The sequence below is a fragment of the Bacillus sp. UNC41MFS5 genome (assembly GCF_000686805.1).
The window spans coordinates 47,480-71,639 of record NZ_JMLP01000020.1 but is presented as its reverse complement, the minus strand read 5'-3'; the positions used below and the strand labels follow the sequence as shown (position 1 = coordinate 71,639).

19 protein-coding genes and 1 pseudogene are annotated in these 24,160 nt (G+C 39.1%); 18 read left to right on the top strand and 2 right to left on the bottom strand.

Annotation, left to right across the window (positions count from 1 at the left end):
- Positions 1–9: 9 nt before the first annotated feature.
- Positions 10–588, bottom strand: a complete 579-nt coding sequence (locus tag BR30_RS33270; protein WP_051633584.1) for a site-specific integrase — start codon at positions 586–588, stop codon at positions 10–12.
- 130 nt (positions 589–718) lie between these two features.
- Here BR30_RS33270 and BR30_RS33265 point away from each other — a divergent pair.
- From BR30_RS33265 to bla, 5 genes and pseudogenes are all read left to right on the top strand, one after another.
- A pseudogene (locus BR30_RS33265) lies at positions 719–1,245 on the top strand (recombinase family protein).
- A gap of 208 nt (positions 1,246–1,453) precedes the next feature.
- The gene (locus tag BR30_RS0112075) at positions 1,454–1,840 is read left to right on the top strand and encodes a BlaI/MecI/CopY family transcriptional regulator (RefSeq protein WP_026565250.1); all 387 of its coding nucleotides are present in this window, start codon (positions 1,454–1,456) and stop codon (positions 1,838–1,840) included.
- A complete protein-coding gene (locus BR30_RS0112070; RefSeq protein ID WP_051633583.1) occupies positions 1,840–3,636 on the top strand; it encodes a BlaR1 family beta-lactam sensor/signal transducer in 1,797 nt (598 codons plus the stop codon). Before BR30_RS0112075 ends, BR30_RS0112070 begins: the two co-directional genes overlap by 1 nt.
- A gap of 123 nt (positions 3,637–3,759) precedes the next feature.
- Positions 3,760–5,811, top strand: coding sequence for a peptidoglycan D,D-transpeptidase FtsI family protein (locus BR30_RS0112065; RefSeq protein ID WP_035445456.1), 2,052 nt, complete (start codon positions 3,760–3,762; stop codon positions 5,809–5,811).
- A 180-nt stretch (positions 5,812–5,991) separates the two neighbouring features.
- The gene (gene bla / locus BR30_RS0112060) at positions 5,992–6,906 is read left to right on the top strand and encodes a class A beta-lactamase (protein ID WP_442852972.1); all 915 of its coding nucleotides are present in this window, start codon (positions 5,992–5,994) and stop codon (positions 6,904–6,906) included.
- A gap of 197 nt (positions 6,907–7,103) precedes the next feature.
- Here bla and BR30_RS38845 read toward each other — a convergent pair whose 3' ends face one another.
- Positions 7,104–7,418 (bottom strand): ATP-dependent DNA ligase, encoded by a 315-nt coding sequence (locus BR30_RS38845; RefSeq protein WP_442852971.1) that lies wholly within the window; start codon positions 7,416–7,418, stop codon positions 7,104–7,106.
- Positions 7,419–7,895: 477 nt separating this feature from the next.
- On the opposite strand from BR30_RS38845, the gene BR30_RS0112050 reads away from it, so the two are divergent.
- The 13 genes from BR30_RS0112050 (at position 7,896) to BR30_RS0111990 (ending at position 24,148) form a co-directional block, all read left to right on the top strand.
- Positions 7,896–9,821, top strand: coding sequence for a BglG family transcription antiterminator (locus tag BR30_RS0112050; protein WP_026565246.1), 1,926 nt, complete (start codon positions 7,896–7,898; stop codon positions 9,819–9,821).
- A gap of 263 nt (positions 9,822–10,084) precedes the next feature.
- A complete protein-coding gene (locus BR30_RS0112045; protein ID WP_026565245.1) occupies positions 10,085–10,393 on the top strand; it encodes a PTS sugar transporter subunit IIB in 309 nt (102 codons plus the stop codon).
- Between the two features lie 17 nt (positions 10,394–10,410).
- On the top strand, positions 10,411–11,751 hold the full coding sequence (gene celB, locus BR30_RS0112040; RefSeq protein WP_026565244.1) for a PTS cellobiose transporter subunit IIC: 1,341 nt from the start codon (positions 10,411–10,413) through the stop codon (positions 11,749–11,751).
- Positions 11,752–11,841: 90 nt separating this feature from the next.
- Positions 11,842–12,162 (top strand): PTS sugar transporter subunit IIA, encoded by a 321-nt coding sequence (locus tag BR30_RS0112035; protein ID WP_026565243.1) that lies wholly within the window; start codon positions 11,842–11,844, stop codon positions 12,160–12,162.
- Between the two features lie 208 nt (positions 12,163–12,370).
- Complete coding sequence (locus BR30_RS0112030) at positions 12,371–13,864, top strand: family 1 glycosylhydrolase (RefSeq protein ID WP_026565242.1); 1,494 nt, start codon at positions 12,371–12,373, stop codon at positions 13,862–13,864.
- A 177-nt stretch (positions 13,865–14,041) separates the two neighbouring features.
- Positions 14,042–14,266 carry a phosphoheptose isomerase family protein gene (locus BR30_RS33255; protein WP_231507687.1) on the top strand — a complete coding sequence of 75 codons (225 nt, stop codon included), beginning with the start codon at positions 14,042–14,044 and terminating at the stop codon, positions 14,264–14,266.
- 349 nt (positions 14,267–14,615) lie between these two features.
- Positions 14,616–15,809: an NADP-dependent malic enzyme gene (locus tag BR30_RS33250; protein ID WP_051633587.1), complete on the top strand. Its 1,194-nt coding sequence runs from the start codon at positions 14,616–14,618 to the stop codon at positions 15,807–15,809.
- 142 nt (positions 15,810–15,951) lie between these two features.
- Positions 15,952–17,556, top strand: coding sequence for a DcuS/MalK family sensor histidine kinase (gene dcuS / locus BR30_RS0112015; protein WP_026565241.1), 1,605 nt, complete (start codon positions 15,952–15,954; stop codon positions 17,554–17,556).
- The gene (locus BR30_RS0112010) at positions 17,549–18,256 is read left to right on the top strand and encodes a response regulator (RefSeq protein WP_026565240.1); all 708 of its coding nucleotides are present in this window, start codon (positions 17,549–17,551) and stop codon (positions 18,254–18,256) included. The genes dcuS and BR30_RS0112010 overlap by 8 nt, the downstream gene beginning before the upstream one ends.
- Before the next feature lie 121 nt (positions 18,257–18,377).
- Positions 18,378–19,346: a 2-keto-3-deoxygluconate permease gene (locus BR30_RS0112005; protein ID WP_026565239.1), complete on the top strand. Its 969-nt coding sequence runs from the start codon at positions 18,378–18,380 to the stop codon at positions 19,344–19,346.
- A gap of 213 nt (positions 19,347–19,559) precedes the next feature.
- Complete coding sequence (locus BR30_RS0112000) at positions 19,560–21,275, top strand: NAD-dependent malic enzyme (RefSeq protein ID WP_026565238.1); 1,716 nt, start codon at positions 19,560–19,562, stop codon at positions 21,273–21,275.
- 242 nt (positions 21,276–21,517) lie between these two features.
- A complete protein-coding gene (locus BR30_RS0111995) occupies positions 21,518–22,513 on the top strand; it encodes a LacI family DNA-binding transcriptional regulator (RefSeq protein ID WP_026565237.1) in 996 nt (331 codons plus the stop codon).
- A gap of 186 nt (positions 22,514–22,699) precedes the next feature.
- Positions 22,700–24,148 (top strand): sucrose-specific PTS transporter subunit IIBC, encoded by a 1,449-nt coding sequence (locus BR30_RS0111990; RefSeq protein WP_026565236.1) that lies wholly within the window; start codon positions 22,700–22,702, stop codon positions 24,146–24,148.
- Positions 24,149–24,160: the final 12 nt, after the last annotated feature.

Below are 24,160 nucleotides of genomic sequence, written 5' to 3'. Positions count from 1 at the left end.
AATAAACAACTATTGAAGAAGGCCTTCCATCAGTTTGCTAAACTGTTGGGAGGCCTTTTCTTCCATGTTGGCGGTCATATGAGCATAGATATTCATTGTGGTATTAATATCTGTATGACCTAACCGCTGTTGAATTTCTTTAATACCAACTCCTGCTTCAATCAATAATGATGTATGCGTATGCCGGAATGAGTGAGGCGTAATATTCTTTTCAATTCCTGCTTTTTTCAGCAGCCTTTTTAGCCTGTTTTCCACTAGTTTTCTTAATTGTGGGTACCCATCCTCACGAGAGAAAATAAAACCATTATCCTTGTAGACTAGCCTATTCTTTAATTTAATATCGTTTTGTTTAGCTTTATGCTTCTTTAACATGCTCACCAGTATATCATCAATGCGAATGGTACAGGCGGAGCCTTTTGTTTTTGGTGTAAGCAGCTGGTATTTCTCAATGTGTTTAGTTGGGTTATAAATTGTTTTAGTGATACGAATAGTCCCTTGTTTTTCGTTAAAATCGGTCCATTTTAAAGCTAATAATTCCCCTATTCTTAATCCAGTATAGGTAAGTACAGAAAAGACCAAAGTATCCACGTCTAGTCCTTCTGAATGGGCTAATTAAGAAAATGTGCAAGTTCTTCTTTTTCTAAAAAGAGAATTTCATCTTCTTCTTTCTCCAGATCATCCACACTCTGCTGCTTCTTCGGCATCTTAAAATCTTCAGTTGGATGACTTAGAAGCGCAGATTCAAGCATTAGAACATAACGGTGCGACAAAATCTTTTCTGAAAAGTTCACCGGAACCAAAAGAGAGCGGCCGCAGTTTCAAGAATTGCTTTCTCTTTTAAAAGAAGGTGATACGCTTGTTGTAACGAAGCTTGACCGCTTTGCCCGTTCGACCGTGGACGCTATCCAAATTATTAGGAATCTGTTCGAACAGGGTGTCAAAGTACATGTTTTGAATATGGGATTGGTCGAGAATAATCCAACAGGAAAACTGATTTTAACCATTATGAGTGGGTTCGCGGAGTTTGAAAGAGAAATGATCGTAGAGCGCACATAGGAAGGTAAGGGTATATCGAAACAGCGAGAGGATTTTTGAGAGGGACGTCCTAAGAAATTCAAAAAGGGACAAATTGAACATGCTTTGAAGCTGCTGGAAACAAATTCTTACAAACAAGTCGAAGATATTACTGGTATAAGCAAAAGTACGCTGATTAGGGCAAAGAAGCGGCAAAATCAGCTGGGTTAATAAGATTTGTAAAATATAGTCGACCATCTAGGTTGATTTTTTTATTTGATTAGTTAGTTAAGTAATGGATTTGATGGTCAGAAAAACTCATGCTTTAACCAGCACACAGGGGGATTATTTACCATAGGCTATAGTCACGAATATTCTTTATGTATTTGGATCGTCTTGCTATAATAAATACTACAGTTGTAAAAGTAGGAGGGTTATCATGAAGGATATTCCACAAATATCAGAAGCAGAATATGAAGTGATGAAGGTTATATGGAACTTTGAGCCGATTTCGACTCCTGAGGTAGTGGAGAAATTATCAAACAAGAGTGATTGGAAGCCAAATACCATTCACACCATGCTGGCGCGCCTAGTTAAGAAAAAGGCTTTGCACGCAGGAAAAGATGGTCGAGTGTTTATTTATTCTGCACTGGTTGAAAAGCACGAATATGTTGAGCAAAAAAGTAAATCCTTTTTGCAGCAGTTTTTCGGCGGCACGTTAAATTCAATGATATTAAATTTTATTGAAAATGATAAGTTATCGAATGAAGATATTTCGGAATTAAAGAAAATATTATCCATGAGAGATAAGAAAGGGGAAAAATAATGGATACCATGCTGTTGCGGATTTTAGCCAGTACAATCGTGGTATCCCTCCTTATTTTCATCATTCTGTTAATTAAAAAGCTATTAAACAATCATATGACGGTGAAAGCACATTATCATATTTGGTATTTTCTTTGCATTCCAATCCTTGCTGCCTTTTTACCTTGGAGTTATTTACGCCTTGGAGAAGGAACGCGCTATTTTAAAAGTTTACTTTTTTTTCATAGAGATGCGCCATCGAAGAGTGAAAGAATGGATGGAGTGGATGCTTCTCAGGCGCCAAACAGCGATTTATTACATGATTTCACGGTATCGGTAAACAAGTCAACGCCCGATTTCGTCTACCATACATTTTTTACAGTTTGGGTCATTGGAGTAGTTCTTTTTGTTACGGCTGCTGTTTATTCAAACTATCAAATCTATCAGATGAAAAAGTCAGCTGCGGCAGTTCATAACCAAAAGTTAAATGAACTATTAGAAGCGTGCAAAGAGTTGGTTGGGGTGAAAAGAAACATAAGGCTGCGGGAGACCTCTCTTATTACCTCGCCTATTACGGTTGGGATTTTTCAACCCTATATTTTTTTACCAAGTAAAACGGGAGAAGCATTCTCATTAACTGAATTAAAGTACGTGTTTTTGCACGAGCTGTACCATCATAAAAGCAAGGATCTGTTCGTGAATTACGTCATGTGGTTGTTTCGTATTATTTATTGGTTTAACCCGTTCGTTTGGTACGCCTTAAAAAGGATTCGATTCGATCGGGAATTAGCCTGTGATGCTTCCGTTTTAAATCTCTTGGATGAGAACGGATATATTGAATATGGGCATACCATCATTCGGTTTGCGGATAAGAAATATGATCGTACCCTTGAACAGTTTGCTCCAGGGATAGGCGGCACCAAAAAACAAATCACCCAAAGAATTCAGTGCATTGCAAGCTTCTCTAGGGATTCTCTATTATTGAAATGGAAAAGCAAGGCCATCTGCGCTGTTTTAGGAATTGTTGTGCTATTGCTTACTCCAATCACTACAGCTATTGCCAGCCCAGATGATGTGTACCGATTTAGCGGCAATAATGCAGTCTATGAAGATCTAAGCTCCTATTTTAAGGGCTATAAGGGAAGCTTTGTTTTATATGATTCCTCTAAAAACCAATATCAAATTTATAATCGAGAGATGAGTGAACAGAGAATTTCTCCTGATAGCACCTATAAAATATATTCTGCCTTATTTGCATTGGAATCCAATGTGATTTCCGCGAATAACAATGGACAGGTTTGGGACGGGGAAATTTATCCCTTTTCAGAATGGAATCAAAATCAAAATTTAGCGACTGCCTTGAGCCGTTCCGTTAATTGGTATTTCCAAAATACCGATCGGAAAGTAGGGAGAAAGCAGCTGCAAGATTATTTTCACAAAATAAAATATGGGAATGAGGATCTTTCAGGGAATTTGGATAGTTACTGGATGGAATCTTCCTTAAAAATATCACCCATTGAACAAGTCCAATTATTATACCAATTAGAAGAAAATCAATGGGATTATAAAGCAGAAAATATCGATGCGGTAAAAAAGGCAATTTTAATCGATGTCCAAAAGAATGGACGGTTGTATGGAAAAACGGGAACGGGCATGATTAATGGAAAGAATGTAAATGGCTGGTTTATTGGCTTTGTCGAAAAAGGTGATGATCGTTTTTATTTTGCCATTAATATTCAAAATTGGAATGGGCAGGCCCAAGGAAGCAAGGCAGCGGAGATTGCCAAGCAGATCCTTCATCATAAAAAGATATATTAATAATTAAACTCCAGAAAGGATTACCCCACCTTTTTGGGTCTTTTTTGGACAAAATACTACAATTGTAGTATTTTGATAACTTTGTACACGAACTTCCCAATATGAAAGGACTGATACGCTTTGATGCAGAAAAGGCAGAAAGATAATATAGTAAAAAACCCAATCCGATGGAGACTGAATGGTCTCTTTTTCATGATCTTTGTTCTTTTTTCTATCCTGATCCTCCGCCTTGGTGTTCTCCAAATTATAAAAGGGGAAGCCTATGCGGCTCAGGCAGAGAAGACAGATGTGACGCCCGTCAGCTATTCAGTTCCTCGTGGAAAAATATACGATACGAATCATAAGTTAGTGGTCTACAATATTCCGGAAAAGGCGATTGTCTATACACCGCCAAAAAATCCGCAGCCGGGCGAATTGCTTGAACTGGCCAAAAAGTTAAATACCTTTTTGGCCATGACTGATAAGGAGATCAATAAAGTAACTGATCGGGATTTGAAAGATATCTGGTTGTTGGTACATAACAATGGCACGGATTTAATCACAAAGAAGGAGGAAAAATTATTCAAACAGGAAAAGCTGAATGACAAGGATTTATATCAATTAAAATTAAAACGCATTAAAGAAAGCGATCTCCAGGCAATGGACAAAAACCTGGCAGCCATCTATAGGAAACTTTCTTCTGCCATCGCTTTAACTCCGACGATGATCAAAAATGAAAATGTAACAGAGGAGGAATATGCGAAAGTCGATGAAAATCTGGAAAATCTGCCGGGTGTGGATGTCACGACCGATTGGAAGAGGGGGCGCACCTACGGGGAAACATTTTGGAATATGCTTGGGGAAGTAACGAGTGCAGATGAAGGCCTTCCGGCTGATAAGGTAGAGTACTATACGTCTAAAGGGTACCAACTGAATGACCGCGTCGGGAAAAGCTATATTGAAGAGCTTTATGATGGAGTGTTGCAAGGCCAAAAGGAAAAAGTGAAAACGGTGACAGATACAAATGGAAATGTGGTGAGTACAGAGACTGTATCGAAGGGGAAGAGCGGCAAGGATATTGTTCTGACCATTGATATGGAATTCCAAGCCCAAGTGGAAAAAATTATGCAGGAAGAGTTAGTCAGTGCAATCCAAAAGCCGCATACGGATACGCTTGACACTGCCTTTGTTGTGGCGATGGAACCGAAAACAGGCCGCATTCTTGCAATGGCAGGAAAAGTGTATAACAGGCAGTCACGGGAGTTTACCGATTTTACACCGGGAACCTTCACTTATGCGTTTGAACAGGGGTCCGTTGTAAAAGGGGCCACAGTATTAACCGGATACCAAACGGGTGTCAGGGATTTCGGGGAAATCGAGCTGGATGAGGTCATGAGATTTAAGGGGTCGGGAACCTTTTCCTCTTACCAAGTCATGAACAGAATTAACGAATTAGAGGCATTAGAGCGTTCATCAAACGTTTATATGTGGAAAACCGCGATAGAAATTATGGGCGGCAAGTATGTCCCCAATGGCACATTGAATATCAATCCGAAAAAAATTGAAACCATCCGCTATTATTTCAACCAATTTGGTTTAGGCATTCCGACCGGAATTGGTTTTCATAATGAAACGGCAGGAATCAAAGGAACCAATACAAGCACCTACTTTCAAATTGCCATCGGACAATTAGATACCTATACACCGATGCAAATTGCCCAGTATATTACAACGATTGCCAATGGAGGATTCCGGATGAAACCCCAATTGGTGAAGGAGATTCGTGAACCCAATAAGAATGGCAATGAACCGGGCAACGTCATCGATGAAATCGAACCAATGGTGCTGAATCAGGTAGATATGAGTGAGGAGATGCTAAAGCGGGTACAACAAGGTTTTTGGCTGGTCACCCATGGTTCCAAAGGAACTGCGAGAGGATATTTTAAAGACGAACTCTACAATGCCGCGGGTAAAACCGGGACCTCGGAATCCTATAAAAATGGGGTGAAGACTTGGAATCTTTCTTTTGCAGGTTATGCTCCATTCAATGATCCCAAGATTGCCATTGCTGTTATTGTACCAAATGCCTTCCGTGATGGTTATGCGCAGCCGCACAGTGCAGCTAATATCATCAGCCAGCGGGTTTTTCGGGCCTTTTTTGACCTTAATGAAAAAGGAAAGCTAACTACAAAATGATATTGACATCTTTTTATTACACGTGTAATATTACATGTGATTAAATACTACAATTGTGGTATTTTGTGTAATGTAATATTACATATGTTTCAAATTGTTTGAATCTGCTGGTTAATATTCTATTTTCAGAACATCTAATATTAATAGAAAGAGGTTAAGATCTTGAGAAAAACACATGATATTTTCAGCAAAAATAATTTTATATTTGCCCTGCTTTTGCTAGTGGTTGCAATTGTACCCCTTACCGGCTGGTCAATGAGCACCAATAACCTTTCTGACAAGCCCGAAAAGGCAGTCAAAAAAGCGCCAGTACACCAAATACACCGTGAGTTTGCAGAACTCGAGAACAAATATGATGCCCGGCTTGGAGTCTACGCTATCGATACAGGTACACATCGGACGGTTTCCTATCGGCCTAAAGAGCGGTTCGCTTACGCATCTACTTACAAAGCTCTAGCCGCTGGTGCATTGCTGCAGCATTACTCAATTGAACAACTCGACCAGTTAGTCACATACAAAAGCGAGGACATAGTTTCGTATTCACCCGTCACACAGCTTCATGTAGATACCGGGATGACTCTTCGGGAAGTGATTGAGGCCGCTGTCCGATATAGCGACAACACCGCAGGGAACCTTTTATTAGAAAAGCTGGGAGGCCCTGAGGGATTTGAAACAGCCCTGAGGCAGATTGGCGATAACGTTACCCAGGTTGATCGCTACGAGCCGGATTTGAACTCAGCAGTTCCTGGAGATACTCGTGACACCAGCACACCAAAAGCACTTGCTACGAGCCTCAAGGCCTTCGCAGTTAGCGACTTGCTCCCTAATGAAAAACGTAAAATCCTGACAGATTGGATGTGGGGAAATTCCACTGGAGATGCATTGATCCGAGCTGGCGCACCAACTGGTTGGGAAGTCGATGATAAGAGCGGGGCAGGAAGCTATGGAACGCGGAATGACATTGCGATTGTTTGGCCGCCGAATAGAGCTCCCATTGTCATCGCAGTCCTATCTAGCCGCGATGCACAGAATGCCACCTATGACAATGCGCTAATTGCAGAAGCTGCCAAGGTCGCACTTAACGCTCTGAAGTGAACAGATAAATAAATTTACTCATCATAATTCTCAATTGCATCAGTGAACAGGCTTTTCAATCAGTCAGCATATACATCTGAATCTAAAGTTTTAGAAAAAGTGTAATTTTCTTTCGTTGCTCACTAGCCCTTCATTTTCGAAGGGCTTTTACACATTCACTGAAACGAAGTACGGAAGCCGCAGCAGTCCAGCCTTTGTTATCTCCCTATATTTAACATAACATGATACAGGCTCAATAAAGACAAACTTATTATTTTCTTTTTTCTTAGGCAGTCGATAAATTCTCTTTTTTTCTTCTTGTAGAACGCCAAGCTCCATAACCCCCGCATACCCACCATCTTCGTAGGATAAAAGCCAGCAAATTCGTCTTTTGGATACCCGTTCATTATTACATTTGCATATTGATAATTAATCACTTTGAGCCAGGAGTATGACCGCTTCCCAATTTCATAAATGCTGTCCTTCTTCTTCAGTACAATTCCCTCAAGATTGGCACTATCTACAAGGCACAGACAGTCTTTTGTCCTCCTGTTTGTCCTCGTGATTTTTATAAACTATTTCAAATTATTTAATACAAACTCAAAAAAATGTTGATTTATAGCCGTTTTTTAATAAGATTTCCTGGTGTTTTATTAACTGATGAATGGGCGGCATGATGTAATAAGCTGCTCAACCCCTTGATATGAGTGGGTTATTGAATAAAATAGAGGATTTAAGCGGAGGCTTCTCATAAGTTAAGTAAACTTATGGGGAGCTTCTTTTTTTGCTTATTTTGAGATGTGCAGTTTATGTAAATCATCCCAAAATCTAAGCCTATCCATTATTTTGAATTAACATTTTAAAGAAAATTGAACTTTTAGACTGATAGATATAACATTAATTTTTAAGAGATAAACTGTTATTATTATTTAATTAGTGTGTTATATCTCGGAAGATGGGAAGCAGTTAATTGTATGATGATCAACTCATTAAGAAAGGTGAGTAGATAAATGGTGTCGAAACGACAAAAGGACATCGTGTTGTCTTTAATGAAGGAGAAAGAACCTGTTACAGCCGAATGGATGGCCAAAGAACTTGGTGTGAGTGATAGAACCATTCGTACTGAGATCAAAGAACTTCAATCACAATCCACTTCGCTAGGAATCATTATTGAATCCGTTCGAGGAAAAGGGTATCTATTAGATATAAATGATTATGAAGTGTTTGAGCAGGAGTTTATTTCTAATGCGAATGATCCAATAAATGAAAGCCAATCTGATTTTTCCGAACAGGAAAATCGGGTTTTGTATATGTTAAAACGATTTTTATTAGAAAAGGAACCTATAAAATTAGAAAGTCTTGAAGAAGAGCTATTTGTTTCCAAGCCAAAGCTTCAAAATGACTTAAAAATCGTCCGTGAATTATTGGAAAGTTATCATTTAAAGTTAGTTACTAGACCGCATCATGGTTCGCAGACAGAAGGCGATGAATATATGAAGCGGCTATGTTTTTCAAATTATATTTTACGGCGGAATAGCAACTTAAACATTGACAGTAATTCCTTTCAACTTTTGGATCAAAATCTGTTTGAAAAGGTAAAGGAAACGATCATAAAAAAAGTGAATGAATACAAAATTGAGGTATCAGACATTGCACTCGAAAATTTGGCAACCCATATCACAATTGGATGCAAGAGAATTGAAGAAGGATTTGTCATTGAAAACCTTGAACAAGATTTAATAGGAAAATATCCATTTGAAAAAATAGTGGCCAATGAAATTGTAAGAGAGGTAGAGGGTTTTACGGGTTTGAAATTTCCAAAATCCGAAATTGATTATATTATTGTCCATTTGTTGGGGACAAAATTAATACATAAGAATACGTTGAATGAATTTAGTAAATTTGATGAACTCGGCACCATCATTCATTGCATGCTGGAAAGGTTGAAAACCGAATTAAATTGGGATTTTCAAGACGATTCCGAATTCATTCAAGCGCTGACTTTGCACATTCGGCCTGCAATGAACAGGTTACGATATAACATGAACATTCGGAATCCATTATTAGAGGAAATTAAACGAAAATATCCTAGTGCCTTTGAGGGGGCTGCTATTGCGAGCAGATGCATCGAAGAATATTTGGAGAGAGAGGTAGGAGAACACGAAATTGCTTATATTGCCTTACATATCGGGGTAGCATTAGAAAGAATGAAGACAAGGCAGAGAAAGGCAAAACGGGTACTTGTGGTATGTGCATCTGGTGTGGGGAGTGCAAGGCTTTTGTTTTATCGTTTACGAAATGAATTTAATGATGAAATCGATATTGTGGCTACAACCAATTATTATCAATTAAAAGAATACGATCTATCGTCTATTGATTTTATTATTAGTACGATCCCTATAAAAGAAGAGATAGGCGTTCCAGTACTAGTCGTTAATACCTTTTTAGGGGAAGGAGATATTTCCAATATTCGGAAGGGAGTATCGTCTGGAAAAGAGTGTGAGGGTCAGAGCTATTTAGATATATCCAAAGTTTTTATTCATAAAGACTTGAAGGATAAAGAAAGCGTTATCCGTTTTATGTGTGATGAATTATACAAACAAAAACTTGTCTCCGAAGATTATGTGAATTTGGTTTTGGAAAGGGAGGCGGTCGCGCCAACCTGCTTTGGGAATCTTGTGGCCATCCCTCATCCACTAACGCCGGAAACAGATGAAACATTTTGGACCGTGTGCACATTAAAGAGGCCGATTGAATGGACAGACAAACATAGGGTTCAATTTATTTGCTTGTTGAACATAAGAAAGGTACCTGAGGGTGATCTAGATAGGATGTATAAAAGGCTTATTGCTTTAGTTGAAAACAGTACAACAGTCCAAAAAGTTATAAAGAGTGAATCAGCTGAAGAAATTATTAAGATATTAAATGAATCTTAACTTATGCCAAATGAAAAGAACGAGGGTATTCCAAAAGGAATTCCCTTTTTTAATTTCGGGCTAAAATTTACGTGATAGTAACTTCATTTTAATTTTTCATTCTATTTCCGTTACGTAACGGAAAAATCCTTTCTGTAAAATCAAACGCTTTCAACGTAAACTATAAAACATAAAGAGGTTAAAGCACTCTTAAAACAATGGCTAATTAGCTGTTTAGATTAATTAATGGTTTTTTTAAATAACTTTTATGGAGGAAAAAATCGATGAATATTTTATTATGTTGTGCAGCCGGAATGAGTACAAGTTTGCTGGTAACTAAGATGGAAAAAGCGGCCCAAGAACAAGGTTTGGAAGGGAAAATCTGGGCAGTTGCAGCTAACTCAGTCAATCAACATATTGACAATGCGGATGTCCTTCTTTTAGGACCTCAAGTTAGATACCTTCTTTCAAATATGAAAAAGTTAGGTGAAGAAAAGGGCATTCCAGTGGATGCCATCAATCCAATCCACTATGGTACGTGTAATGGAGCAGAAGTTTTAAAAACAGCTATAAATCTAGCTAATAATAAATAATAAAAGGAGAAAAGAAAATGAGTAAATTCAACAGCTTTCTAGAAGAGAAAGTCATGCCCGTTGCAGGGAAAATTGGTGCGCAAAGACACTTATTGGCTCTTCGTGATGGTCTTATTGCGACCATGCCATTCATTGTCATTGGTTCATTTTTCTTGATCGTGGCTAATTTGCCGATTCCAGGTTATGCTGATTGGATGACTTCTATTTTTGGCCCAACATGGGCTGCTAAATTAAGTTATCCAGTAGATGCAACTTTCAATATCATGTCACTTATTGCAGCGTTCGCTGTGGCTTACCGACTAGCAGAAAGCTATAAGCTTGACGCGATGAGTGCGGGTGCAATTTCAGTTGCTGCTTTCATGTTGACAACACCATTTAGTTTCTTATTTACTCCAGTTGGAGCTGAAGAAGGAGTTTTGGTAACTGGTGCAATTTCAAAAGCTTTCTTGAGCAGTAAAGGTTTGTTTGTTGCGTTACTTTTTGCAATTATATCAACAGAAATTTATCGTTGGGTCGTCAAAAAAGATATTGTTATTAAAATGCCAGAGGGTGTACCGCCTAGTGTTGGTAAATCATTTGCAGCATTAATTCCAGGATTTTTTGTTCTTCTTGTGGTTTGGGTAATCCGTTTACTTGTTGAAATGACTCCTTATCAGAGTATCAACGGATTAGTTACGACCCTTTTAGGTGATCCGCTAAAATTGGTAGGGCTTACTCTAGGTGGAACCATTGTTGCTGAATTATTCGTAACTTTATTATGGGCTACTGGATTACACGGTACAAACATTGTTAAAAGTGTAATGGAACCAATTTGGTTTGGTGCGATGGGTGACAATATGACGGCCTATCAAGCTGGCCAACCTCTACCGCATATTGTTACACAACAATTCTGGGATAACTTCGTCCACATAGGTGGAACAGGTGTAACATTTGGTTTGGTTCTATCAATGGTTATGTTTGCTAAATCCCAACAAATGAAAAGTCTTGGTCGTTTGGCGCTTGCTCCAAGCATCTTTAACATTAACGAGCCATTAATCTTTGGTATGCCAATCGTGTTAAACCCAATCATGATCATTCCATTCGTTCTTACTTCAATCGTTACCGTTATTGTAACATTCCTAGGAATGGATATGGGATTGGTCGCAAAGCCATCCGGTATTGCAGTGCCTTGGACCATGCCGCCAATTATCTCAGGATATCTTGCTTCTGGCGGACATATTTCAGGTGCCATCATGAATGTAGTTAACATTGTTATTTCATTTATAATTTATCTTCCTTTCTTCAGAATATATGATAAAGCGAAGAAGAGAGAAGAAGATGCAATGAACATAGGTGAAAAAAAGGAAATTATCGCCTAAGAAAAAAGACTGGGTATTTGTTTGGGGACCCAAAATTGACAGGAGAGGATATTGTTCCTCTCCTAGTAAATCATATGAAAGGTGTTAATCATGAATAAAGAGGAACTTTACAATCATGCATTTCAATTAATCCTTCATTCAGGAAATGCAAAAAGCTTAGCAATGGAAGCGATGTATGCAGCTAAAGAAGGCAATTTCGATGAAGCGGAAGCAAAACTAACCGAAGCAGATTCTGCATTCAATGAAGCACATCATGTTCAAACTGATTTAATCCAAAAGGAAGCAGGCGGAGATGAATTCAATCTTCCTCTTATTATGATTCATGCACAAGATCATTTGATGAACTCATTGACCCTAAAAGATTTAGCGAGAGAAATCATTGAATTGCATAAACTTATCAAAAAGGCTTAAACCAAGATCATCTTTCAGCAAGACATACAAAAGTTAAACAGTGTTGGCAACTTTGCAAAATGCATGGTTGAAAGAGTAAATTCAATCGGTTTGTCAGAAAGTCATTACAAACTGAAAAAATGTCTGTCATTTTTTAATTGCCCAATACTGGGCTTTTTTTATTCAAGATTATTTCGCATACTCATTCTTAGAAAGGAAATGAAATTAAATGAAAAAAACATTCCCAGAAAATTTTTTATGGGGTGGAGCTACGGCTGCAAACCAATATGAAGGTGGGTACAATGAAGGCGGAAGAGGGCTTGCAACAAGTGACTTCATAACAAATGGTTCTGCAGACCGTCCAAGAAAAATTACAATTAAGTTAAATAATGGAACAAAAACATTGGTAAACCGACGACCTACAGGGGACCCGAAAGTTGATACGATACCAGAAGGCGCATCAGGCTATATTGATGAAAATGTTTATTATCCAAGCCATAAAGCGGTTGATTTTTACCACCATTACAAAGAAGATATTGCCCTTTTGGGAGAAATGGGGTTTAAGTGTTTCCGGCTATCTCTTAGTTGGTCCCGTATTTTCCCAAATGGTGGAATTGAAGGGGAACAACCAAATGAGGAAGGGCTAAAATTTTACGAAGATATTTTTAAAGAGTGCAAAAAATATAATATCGAACCCTTAGTCACTCTTTATCATTTTGAAACTCCTGCTTATTTGGCTGAACATTTTAATGGTTGGGGCGGACGTGAGACGATTGACTGTTTTTTAAGAATGTGCAAAGAGGTCTTTACAAGATATAAAGATTTAGTTAAGTATTGGATCACCATTAACGAAATTAATGTATTAAATGGTTACGCCTTTATGGGAACCAGGGAGGCTGCTGCGCAGGTACGTTATCAAGCAAAGCATCATATGTTTGTTGCGAGTGCCCTTGCCAATAAGCTTTGTCACGAGATTATTCCGGATGCAAAGATTGGCTGTATGGTTGCATTAAGCTGTATTTACCCGAAAGATTGTAAGCCGGAAAATGTCTTTGGGGCTTTGGATTATCGAAGAGGAGCTTTGATCTATTCTGATATCATGATGAGAGGGTATTATCCATCTTACGCCGACCGCTTTTTTGAAGAGATGGGGGTATCCATAAAAAAGGAACCAGGGGATGACGAAATAATCAAGGCGAACCCTTCGGATTTTTTATCATTTAGTTATTACCGCAGTAGTGTGTACCACACTGAAATCGTTCAGAATACCGATACCGGCGGACAAATGGGGGATGTAAATCCTTTCGTAGAAAAAACGGAGTGGGGTTGGGCTATTGACCCAATTGGGCTAAGATACACTTTATCTGAACTTTATGACCGATATCAAAAACCTCTCTTTATTGTTGAAAACGGAATGGGAACCATTGATAAAGCGGATGAGAATGGGTATGTGGAGGATGATTATCGTATCCAATACTTCCGGGATCATATTGCAGAAATGAAAAAGGCAGTTACTCTAGACGGTGTTGACTTAATGGGCTATACACCATGGGGCTGCATTGATTTAGTTTCAGCAGGAACTGGAGAGATGAAAAAACGATATGGCTTTATTTATGTAGATATGGATGACGAAGGAAAAGGAACATTAAAAAGAACAAAGAAAAAATCATTTGATTGGTACCAGAAAGTGATTGCAACTAACGGTGAAGACCTTAGTTTTTAGATTAAATAAATATCAAGATTAACAAAACATAAAACAGGTGCTTAGCACCTGTTTTTACTTTTAATAAACGTTGGAAATTTTAAATGAATTAACAAATAATGCAGAAAAAGTTAATCCAGAGGATCTTCCAAGATTCATTGAACAAAGCAAAGCAGTGTTCGTATTGCGCTAGTAACAATGAAACCAGATTCATCCATTGGAAAATTAGCTGACGCTGTCGTAGCACTTCCAGGAACGACCAAAACTGATAATAATCGCGAAGATTTAATCTTTGCTCAGCCAATGGGATCAGCGTTCGAACAATTAGCTTTCTTAACTTTTGATGGAATGATAATGAATCTAATGGATGAAATAGGTGAAACATCAGAATCAATGTTTCAACGGCATGCAGATTTTGAATAGAATCTAATAAAAATTGAATATATTATAACTACGAAGACCAGTCATCATAACAGGTGATTGGTCTATTTTTGTTTCCTAAGAAGGAACATCAGTATGTTTGATGAAAAAACATATGGTTTTTTTAATTACAAAAAAGCTTTAATTAATTAATAATTCTATTAAAGCAGTCTGTAAATATATAAGATTGGGTTATATTAATTTGTTTTCAAGGTAAAGCGTTTTCAAAATAGTTAAGTTGTTTTCTTCTAAGGATGATTGTGAAATTGAGCACAGAAGCATGGAAGGCTTAAATAAGCTTTGGAACAATTTTTGGGTCGAAGTAATATTTCTTGAAAAGGGAGAGGTAATCATGGAAACATTGCGTGACAGAGCGTTACAGATGCACCGGGATAAACAAGGGAAATTAGAAGTGAGAGCAAAGGTAGAGATTAATAATGCAAATGATTTGAGCTTAGCATATTCACCTGGTGTCGCAGAGCCTTGTATGGAAATCTATGAAGATCCAAATAGAGTATATGAATACACGATGAAAGGCAACACCATTGCCGTCGTTTCAGATGGCTCAGCGGTATTAGGGCTTGGGAATATTGGGCCGGAAGCAGCGATGCCAGTCATGGAAGGCAAAGCAGCTTTATTTAAGAGTTTTGCTAACGTAGATGCATTCCCTATCTGTTTAAATACACAGGATGTTGAAGAAATAATCGAAACAGTAAAGCGTCTTGAACCAACATTTGGTGGGGTGAATTTAGAGGATATTTCAGCACCAAGATGCTTTGAAATTGAAGAACGCCTGAAAAAGGAGACAAATATCCCTATTTTTCATGATGACCAACATGGTACAGCCATTGTAACGGTTGCCGGATTAGTAAATGCCCTTAAACTAGTCGATAAGAAAATGGAAGAAATTAAAGTGGTAATAAATGGTTCGGGTGCTGCGGGTGTAGCAATTGCTCAGTTGCTAAATCGCTTTGGTGTATATGATGTCATTCTCTGTGATACAAAAGGTGCAATTTATAAGAATCGTGAATATGGAATGAATCCAATTAAAGAAAAGATTGCTAGACAGACGAACCGTAACAATGCAGAGGGGAGCTTAGAGGAAGTCATTGTCGGTGCAGATGTTTTTGTTGGTGTATCTGTTGCAGGTGCAGTAACAAAGGAAATGATTTTAACAATGGGGCGGGATGCGATTATTTTTGCAATGGCAAACCCTGTTCCAGAAATTATGCCAGATGAGGCAAAAGCTGCAGGAGCAAAAGTAATCGGAACAGGACGTTCTGATTTTCCAAACCAGGTCAACAATGTGCTTGCTTTTCCAGGGATTTTTCGGGGGGCTCTAGATGTTCAAGCAACGGACATAAATGAAGAAATGAAAAAGGCTGCAGTATACGCCATTTCTTCGCTCATCACAGAAGAACAACTATCAGAAGACTATGTGATACCGAACCCTTTTGATGACCGAGTAGCATCTGCGGTAGCAAAAGCTGTTGCAACTGCGGCTGTAGAAACAGGTGTAGCGAGGAAATCCTTTGTAACCGTGTAACAAAAGTGAATGGGTGCCATTTTGCTAATTCGATGATTTATGTTAAAGGCTGCTTAAGCTCTTTCATGAGCTTTGCGGTCTTTTGTCATTTTATGCATAAGTCTTATACATACTATTATTATGATATTACTTGGAGGAGATTATGAAGAAAGACAAACTGAGTTTACAAGCCATTATTATTATATTTGTATGCATTGTCGTCGCTTTATCACTTGGAATAACTGATTTTATCATAAGTAAAAGAATTACCTCCAGTGTAGAAGAGACACAGAAAGAAAAGGCCTTAAATGTGGCAAAAATGATTGCCGTTAGCCCGCAAGTGATCGGAGCTTTTGAAGGGAAAGCTAACAAGAAAGAAGTACAAATTTTAACTAATCAAATAAGAGAAAAAACCCATGTTAACTTCGTTGTCGTTATGGACATGAAAGGAATTCGGCTTTCCCACCCAGATCCCAATAAAGTGGGGAAGCACTTCAGGGGAGGAGATGAAGGGCCTGCTCTTAAAGGTAAGGAGTATGTTTCCATTTCAAAGGGAACTCTCGGTCGATCCATGCGGGCATTTACTCCCATAAAGAATTCACATGGAAAACAAATAGGTGCAGTTGCCGTAGGAATTTCTTTAGAAAACGTTACAAAGGCGGTACATAAAGGACGGATGGGGATCGTTATTGGGACGTTAATCGGAATCCTAATAGGTGTAATCGGTGCAGTGGTCCTGGCAAGATACATCAAAAAAATCCTTTTAGGACTCGAGCCCTTCGCTATTGCTAAGCTGCTTGAAGAACGTAGTTCTATGCTCCAGTCTGTGCGTGAGGGAATAATAGCCATCGACCAAGAAGGAAAAATCACACTTGTAAACAGGGCAGCCAGTAAGCTTTTTAAGAGAGCTGGGCTTGAAGAGAACCCTATGGGAAAGAACATTGAAGATTATTTGCCAGAGACTCGCTTAAATCACATTATTAAATTGGGTGAAAACGAATTGGACCAAGAACAAAACCTGAATGGGGTGACCATTTTAGTAAACAGGGTTCCGGTGATTGTGGAAAATGAGCCGGTGGGAGCAATTGCTACATTCCGCGATAAAACCGAGGTCCAATTGTTGGCCGAACAGCTCACAGGTGTGCGTAATTATGCGGATGCTCTCCGTGCCCAGGCACATGAATTCATGAACAAACTTCATGTCATCCTTGGCCTGGTCCGAACTGAACAATATGATACACTTGCTACCTATGTGAGTGAAACGGTTAACCACCGGAAAACAGAAATGGGCTTTGTAACGAAGAAAATTCAAGACCCTGTTCTTGCTGGATTTTTAATTGGCAAACTAAGCTTTGCCAGAGAATCAGGTGCTTCTCTATCATTTGATTGTATAAGTAAACTTCCCAAGCCTGTAAACTCGGAAATCACACATGAGCTGATCACAATCATTGGAAATCTCTTCGATAACGCAATGGAGGCCATTGCGGACAGTCCAAACAAAAAAGTGGACCTTAAACTTGATTATGCAGAAGATATTTTAACAATCGAGGTTAAAGACACAGGGATGGGAATGACGAATTCACTCCAAAACAAAATATTGGATAAAGGTTTCTCTACGAAAGGAGAAAACCGCGGGTTCGGGTTATATCTTTTGTCACAGGCGATTGAAAGACTGGAAGGGGACCTGATTATTTCTTCCAAACCTGGAAAGGGAACAAATTTTGCCGTGTATATACCTTATAAAGCAGAGGATGAATCGAATGATTAGTGTAATGATCGTCGAAGATGACCCGATGGTAGCAGAAATCAATAAACAATATCTTGCTAAAATTGATGGGTTCCGTTTGGCCGCAACAGTCAATTCAGTAGCTGAAGCCATCCGATTTTTAGGAAAGAATGATATTCAGCTCATTCTTCTGGATATTTTTATGCCGGGAAAGCAGGGACTAGAGCTATTGGCATACCTTCGGAAGAATGACCTTGAAATTGATGTCATCATCATTTCAGCGGCCTCAGATCTTGAACGAATTAAGAAGGCATTAAGGTATGGTGTTGTCGACTATTTAATTAAGCCTTTCGAGTTTGAACGCTTTAACGCTGCACTTGCTACCTACCTTGAGCAAACTCGGTTCATTGATAAACAGGATTCCGTTAGTCAGCAGGAGCTTGATCACTTACTTTTGCACAGAGAAGAAGCTGTAGTAGCAGAAGAACTGCCTAAGGGGTTAACGAAGGATACTTTAAAGCAGGTATGGGATGCGATTCATGGATTGAAGGACGGTCCTTTTTCTACTGATGAAGTAGCAAATGTTGTAGGAATATCAAGGGTTTCGGCAAGAAAATATCTTAATTTCCTAAAGGACTTAGGAATCCTTGAAGTCAAGGTGATCTACGGAACGGTCGGAAGGCCAGTATACCAGCATGAATATAACAAATTTAAAGAGCACTTAATAAAAAACTTTTTGTAAGCAGTTTTTGAAACTGCTTACTTTTTTTATTTACAAAAAGAATAATTAAACTTTCATAATCTATGAAAGCGGTTTATACGGGATTATGATAGACATGTAGTAAGACAAAGGAGGATTTAAAATGCAAATTCCAATTAAGAAAACGCTTGATAAAATTCCAGGTGGTCTGATGGTTGTTCCACTTTTTTTAGGGGTATTAACGAATACATTTTTTCCGCAGGTATTACAAATTGGTAGTTTTACAACAGCATTATTCAGTAAAGAAGCATCATCAACCATTTTGGCATGTTTTATGTTTTTAATTGGTTCCCAAATTAATTTCAAATTAGCACCAAAGGCATTAAAAAAAGGTGCAATTTTATTAACAGGAAAATTTATCGTAGGTGCTGGTATTGGTTTAGCTGTAGCAGCGATTTTTGGGCCTGCCGGAATACTAGGATTAACACCATTAGCCATCCTTGCAGCGTTGTTAAATGCTAATGGCGGATTATATGCATCTCTTGCTTCATCGTATGGTGACGAAACAGATGTAGGTGCATATGCGTTATTTTCTTTAAAAGATGGTCCATTTTTCACATTAGTGGCATTAGGTGCATCCGGCCTTGCCACCATTCCTTTTCAAACACTTCTAGGAGTATTAATTCCAATCGTAATTGGAATGATTTTAGGAAATATTGATCCTGATATGAGAAAGTTCCTTGGAAGCAGTAAATTATTATTAATCCCATTCTTCTCATTCCCATTAGGTGCCGGCATGAATCTTTCAACTATTGTTAAAGCTGGGGGGCCTGGGATATTACTAGGATTAATCGCTGCCTTCACTGGAATTGGAGCTTACTTCCTATTGAAGTTATTTAAAGAAAACCCTATCGTTGGTTTAGCAACAGGGTCAACTGCAGGAAATGCGGTAGCTACACCAGCTGTTGTGGCCGCAGCGGATCCAACCTTAGCTGCAGTAGCATCTTCAGCTACTGCCCAAGTTGCAGCTGCTTGTGTTATATCTGCAATAGTCTGTCCGATTATAGTTAGCTATGTATTTAAAAGGACTAAAAAGAAAAAAGCGGAACAATCGATTGCAAGGGCAGCCTGATAAAAGTAACGTAAGTTTTATAAACATAAAAAAGGTAGAAGATAGAACAAAGCAGTCAGCCGGTTTTTACTGTCTGCTTTGTTTAGTTACAAAATAGGGTCATTAAATTAAAAAAACTAGTTTGATAAGGAACATGTTATTAACATGGATTGGTAAGAAATCTATGTACCAATATTGTCTGAATAGCATTTAAGAAAGAAAGAAGGAAACACCATGAATGTACCTGAAAATGTTATTATTACAACATTAAAAGGAAAAGAAGTTCTCACAAATCCTTTTTTGAATAAAGGAACGGCTTTTACGAAAGAGGAAAGGGAAGATCTTGGACTTGACGGTCTGTTACCGCCCCAAGTGCTCACCCTTGATGAACAAGTAAATAGGGTTTATGAACAATATTCGATGCGGACGACGAACCTATTTAAACACGGTCTGCTATATGATTTATATAACCGCAATGTTGTACTGTTTTACCGATTATTGAAAGAACACCTAGCCGAAATGCTTCCCATTATCTACACTCCCACTGTCGGTGATGCGATCCAGTCATACTCTCATAGCTACCGCCGCCCGGGTGGCTTATATCTTTCCATTGATGATCCTGAGGGCATTGAAAAGGCATTTCACAATCTTGGACAGCCCAAAAATGGCATTGATCTAATCGTCGTTACCGACTCTGAAAGTATTCTGGGTATTGGAGACCAAGGGGTAGGCGGTATTAATATTGCGATAGGTAAACTAGCCGTATACACAGCGGCAGCTGGTATTGATCCAAGCCGAGTTCTGCCAGTCGTGCTAGATGTTGGTACGAACAATCAGGCTTTGGTTGCCGATCCTATCTATATTGGCAACAAATTCGCCCGTGTCCGTGGTGAGCGTTATGATCAATTCATTGATTTATTCGTTCAGGCGGCAAGAAAGTTCTTTCCAGAAGTTCTTCTTCACTGGGAGGACCTTGGCAACGTGAACGCTCGTAACATCATGGACAAATACAGTGACAAAATCCTTACCTTCAACGATGACATCCAAGGAACAGGTGCAGTTACCCTTGCTGCTGTTATGTCTGGAATGAAAGTAACAGGGGAATCCCTGAAGGACCAGCGTATTGTTGTCTTCGGACCAGGGGCTGCCGGCATCGGTATAGCTGACCAAATCTCAGAGACAATGGTTCTTGAAGGACTGACCCGAGAAGAAGCTTATGACCGTTTCTGGGCTATCGACTATCGGGGGTTACTAACGGATGAAACACCAGACGTTCTGAATTTCCAGAAGCCTTATGTAAGGAAAACGGATGAAGTCAGAGACTGGGATAGGAATGAGGACGGGATCATTTCATTATTGGAAGTAGTTCAGAGGGTGAAGCCAACCATCCTGATTGGTACTTCCGGACAAGCCGGCGCCTTCAATGAGGAAATTGTGAAAGAAATGGCCAAGCACGTTGAGCGTCCCATTATCTTGCCTATGTCCAACCCAACGGCACTGGCTGAAGCAGTGCCGGAAAACCTGATGAATTGGACAGATGGCAAGGCTTTAATTGCAACCGGCAGCCCGTTTGCCAATGTAGAATACCAAGGTGTTTCCTATGAAATTGGGCAGTCAAATAACGCATTTGTATTCCCGGGTCTTGGCCTTGGAGCCATTGTTGCAAAAGCTGAAGTGATCTCAAAAGGAATGTTCGCAGCTGCTGCTTATGCGGTTGCAAGAATGTCTGACATCAGCACACCTGGAGCATCCCTGCTGCCATCCATTGAAAAACTTCATGAAGTCTCAAAATACGTAGCTATTGAAGTAGTCAATGCGGCGATATACGAAGGAATTGCAAGAGCGGATATCCAAGATGTTGAGACTGCTATTGAAGAGGCTATGTGGAAGCCTGAGTATAAAGAAATAAAGAGTGTAGGTATTTGGACAAACATCCATTCCTATGCATGATTAAATAGTTAAATAAAATGCCTGTACTCCTGGTAATGGATCGAAGTTTCGGTATACCAGGCAGTGACAGGCATTTTTTAGTTTACTAGATTAAATGGGGCCAATTCATTTTTTGAAAAAATAACCCTTAACTACTATGAAAATTAAATTATGTAAGGAACAAAAGAAGGCAATACTAGGTGGATGACTTTTCATGATACTATAATGGTATATGAATTTGAAATGTAATGAGGTTGAGGATAATGAGTACAATTTTAGATATTGCCAAGCTTGCGGGTGTGGCGAAGAGTACGGTTTCTCGGTTTTTAAATGGCGGCTCTGTTGGGGAAGCGACGAAGAAGAAAATTGAACAAGCGATCAAGGAAACCGGGTATACTCCGAATCCATTTGCGCAGAGTTTGAAAGCGAAGAAAACGAATATTATTGGCACGATTGTCCCGCGGCTTGATTCCTTCGCTTCTTCACAAACGTTAATTGGGATTGATGAGCAATTAAAGCAGATGAATTATCAGATGCTGATCTCTAATACAAGTCAAAATCTAGAGCGAGAGATTGAAAGTATTTATAGCTTTGCCAATCAAAAGATGGCGGGGATTATTTTGCTTGCTACCGAGATCACGGATCAGCATATCGAGGCATTTGAAACCGTTAAAGTTCCTGTTCTGCTAATAGGACAAGAGCATGAGGATTTTTATAGTCTGATTCATGATGATTTTTGCGCTGGTTATGAAATGGGGCGGTATGTTCTTGAAAAAGGATATCGGAAAATTGCTTATCTAGGCGTAACGGAACGGGATATTTCAGTTGGGGTAAAGCGAAAGCAGGGCTTTAAAAAGGCAATTCAAGAAGTAGAGGATTGTGAGGTTCGCTTCTATGAGACATTATTCAAGATTCCAGCTGCACAGGCTAGTGCCATGGAAATCATCCATGAATTTCAGCCTTCTATCATTGTGTGTGCGACCGATAATATTGCCCTTGGGGTGATGAAGGCAGCGTATTCAGAGGGGCTAACGATTCCAAAAGATATAGCGTTAACGGGTTTTGGCGGATATGATGTGACGGAAATCATGCATCCGGGCTTAACGACGGCGAAGTTTTTTTATAAAGAAGCGGGGGAAACGGCTGCAAAACATATTGTAGAGTTAGTTAACGAAAGGCCTGTCGAAAAAGTAACCATTTCAAAATTTGAAATTATTGAACGAGAAAGCGTTGACAATTTCTTTAATCGTCCACTATAATAAAAACAACGAAACCGGTTCCAATCAAGAGAACCTTTTCACTTGGTAACAATCGAATTCGGTTTCTCTTTTAATATTTTATTTTTTTAGCATGCTTTGGAACCGGTTCCGCGACAAGGGATTTTATTTTTATTCAAAAATGGAACCGGTTCCTAAAACAAATCAAATGAAAAGAGAGGGATTAAGATGGATCATAAAAAAATTGCACGGGAAGTTCTTAATGCCATTGGCGGTCAGGAAAACCTATCAGCTGCAGCACATTGCGCCACACGCTTACGGCTAGTTTTACATGATGAATCAATCGTTAATCAGGCAGAATTGGATAATATGGATGTCGTGAAAGGGACCTTCTCAACGGGAGGTCAGTTTCAAATTATCTTAGGATCTGGAACGGTGAACGAGGTCTATAAACACTTGGCGGAGATGTCTGGTCAAACGGAAATGTCTACAAGTGATGTGAAAAACGTGGCGACGAAGAAACTGAATCCAATTCAGCAATTCGTCAAAATGCTGTCAGACATTTTCGTTCCGATTATCCCAGCAATTGTCGCTGGTGGTTTACTAATGGGAATTAACAATGTCCTAACGGCTCCAGACTTGTTTATTGAAGGAAAATCTTTAGTGGATGCCAATCCAGAAATGGCGGATTTAGCAGCACTTATTAATACATTTGCCAATGCAGCCTTTGTCTTTTTACCAATTTTAATTGGTTTTTCAGCAACGAAAAGGTTCGGAGGGAATCCTTTCCTTGGAGCCACACTTGGAATGCTAATGGTTCATCCGGACTTATTAAATGGGTATGGTTACGGTGCCGCGTTATTGAAAAACGAAGTCCCGGTTTGGAATCTTTTTGGCTTAGAAATTGAAAAGGTAGGCTATCAGGGAACCGTACTTCCTGTTCTTGCCGCGTCTTTTATTCTAGCAAAAATCGAAACGTCTTTACGGAAGGTTGTTCCCTCTGCTTTAGACAATCTATTAACACCGTTATTGTCTATCTTTATTACCGGAGTTTTAACGTTCACATTGGTAGGACCGCTGACTCGCTCGGCTGGTAATCTATTAACAGATGGTATTGTCTGGTTATATGACACAACAGGTGTCATTGGCGGAATCATCTTCGGTTTACTTTATGCACCAATTGTTATTACAGGTATGCACCATAGCTTTATTGCAGTAGAAACGCAATTACTTGCTGATGTTGCGAAAACGGGTGGATCGTTTATCTTTGTCATTGCGGCGATGTCAAACATTGCCCAAGGAGCAGCGACACTTGCTGTGCTAAAGACAACGAAAAATGCCAAGATTAAAGGAACCGCTTCAGCAGCTGGAATCTCTGCCTTATTAGGGATTACGGAACCAGCGATGTTTGGGGTGAACTTGAAATTACGCTATCCATTTATCGGTGCAATTATTGGTTCTGCCGTCGGATCTGGCTTTGTTACAGTGTTCAAGGTTAAAGCGACTGCGTTAGGGGCAGCTGGTATACCAGGAATCATCTCTATTCGCCCAGATACAATTATTTCTTATGTTATCGGTATGGTCATCGCGTTTGCCGTCGCATTTATCGTCACGATTGTTTTAGCGAAAAGAGACGAAAAAAAAGCAGTTAAACAATCATCTAATCAAGCAGCATAATAAAAGAATGAA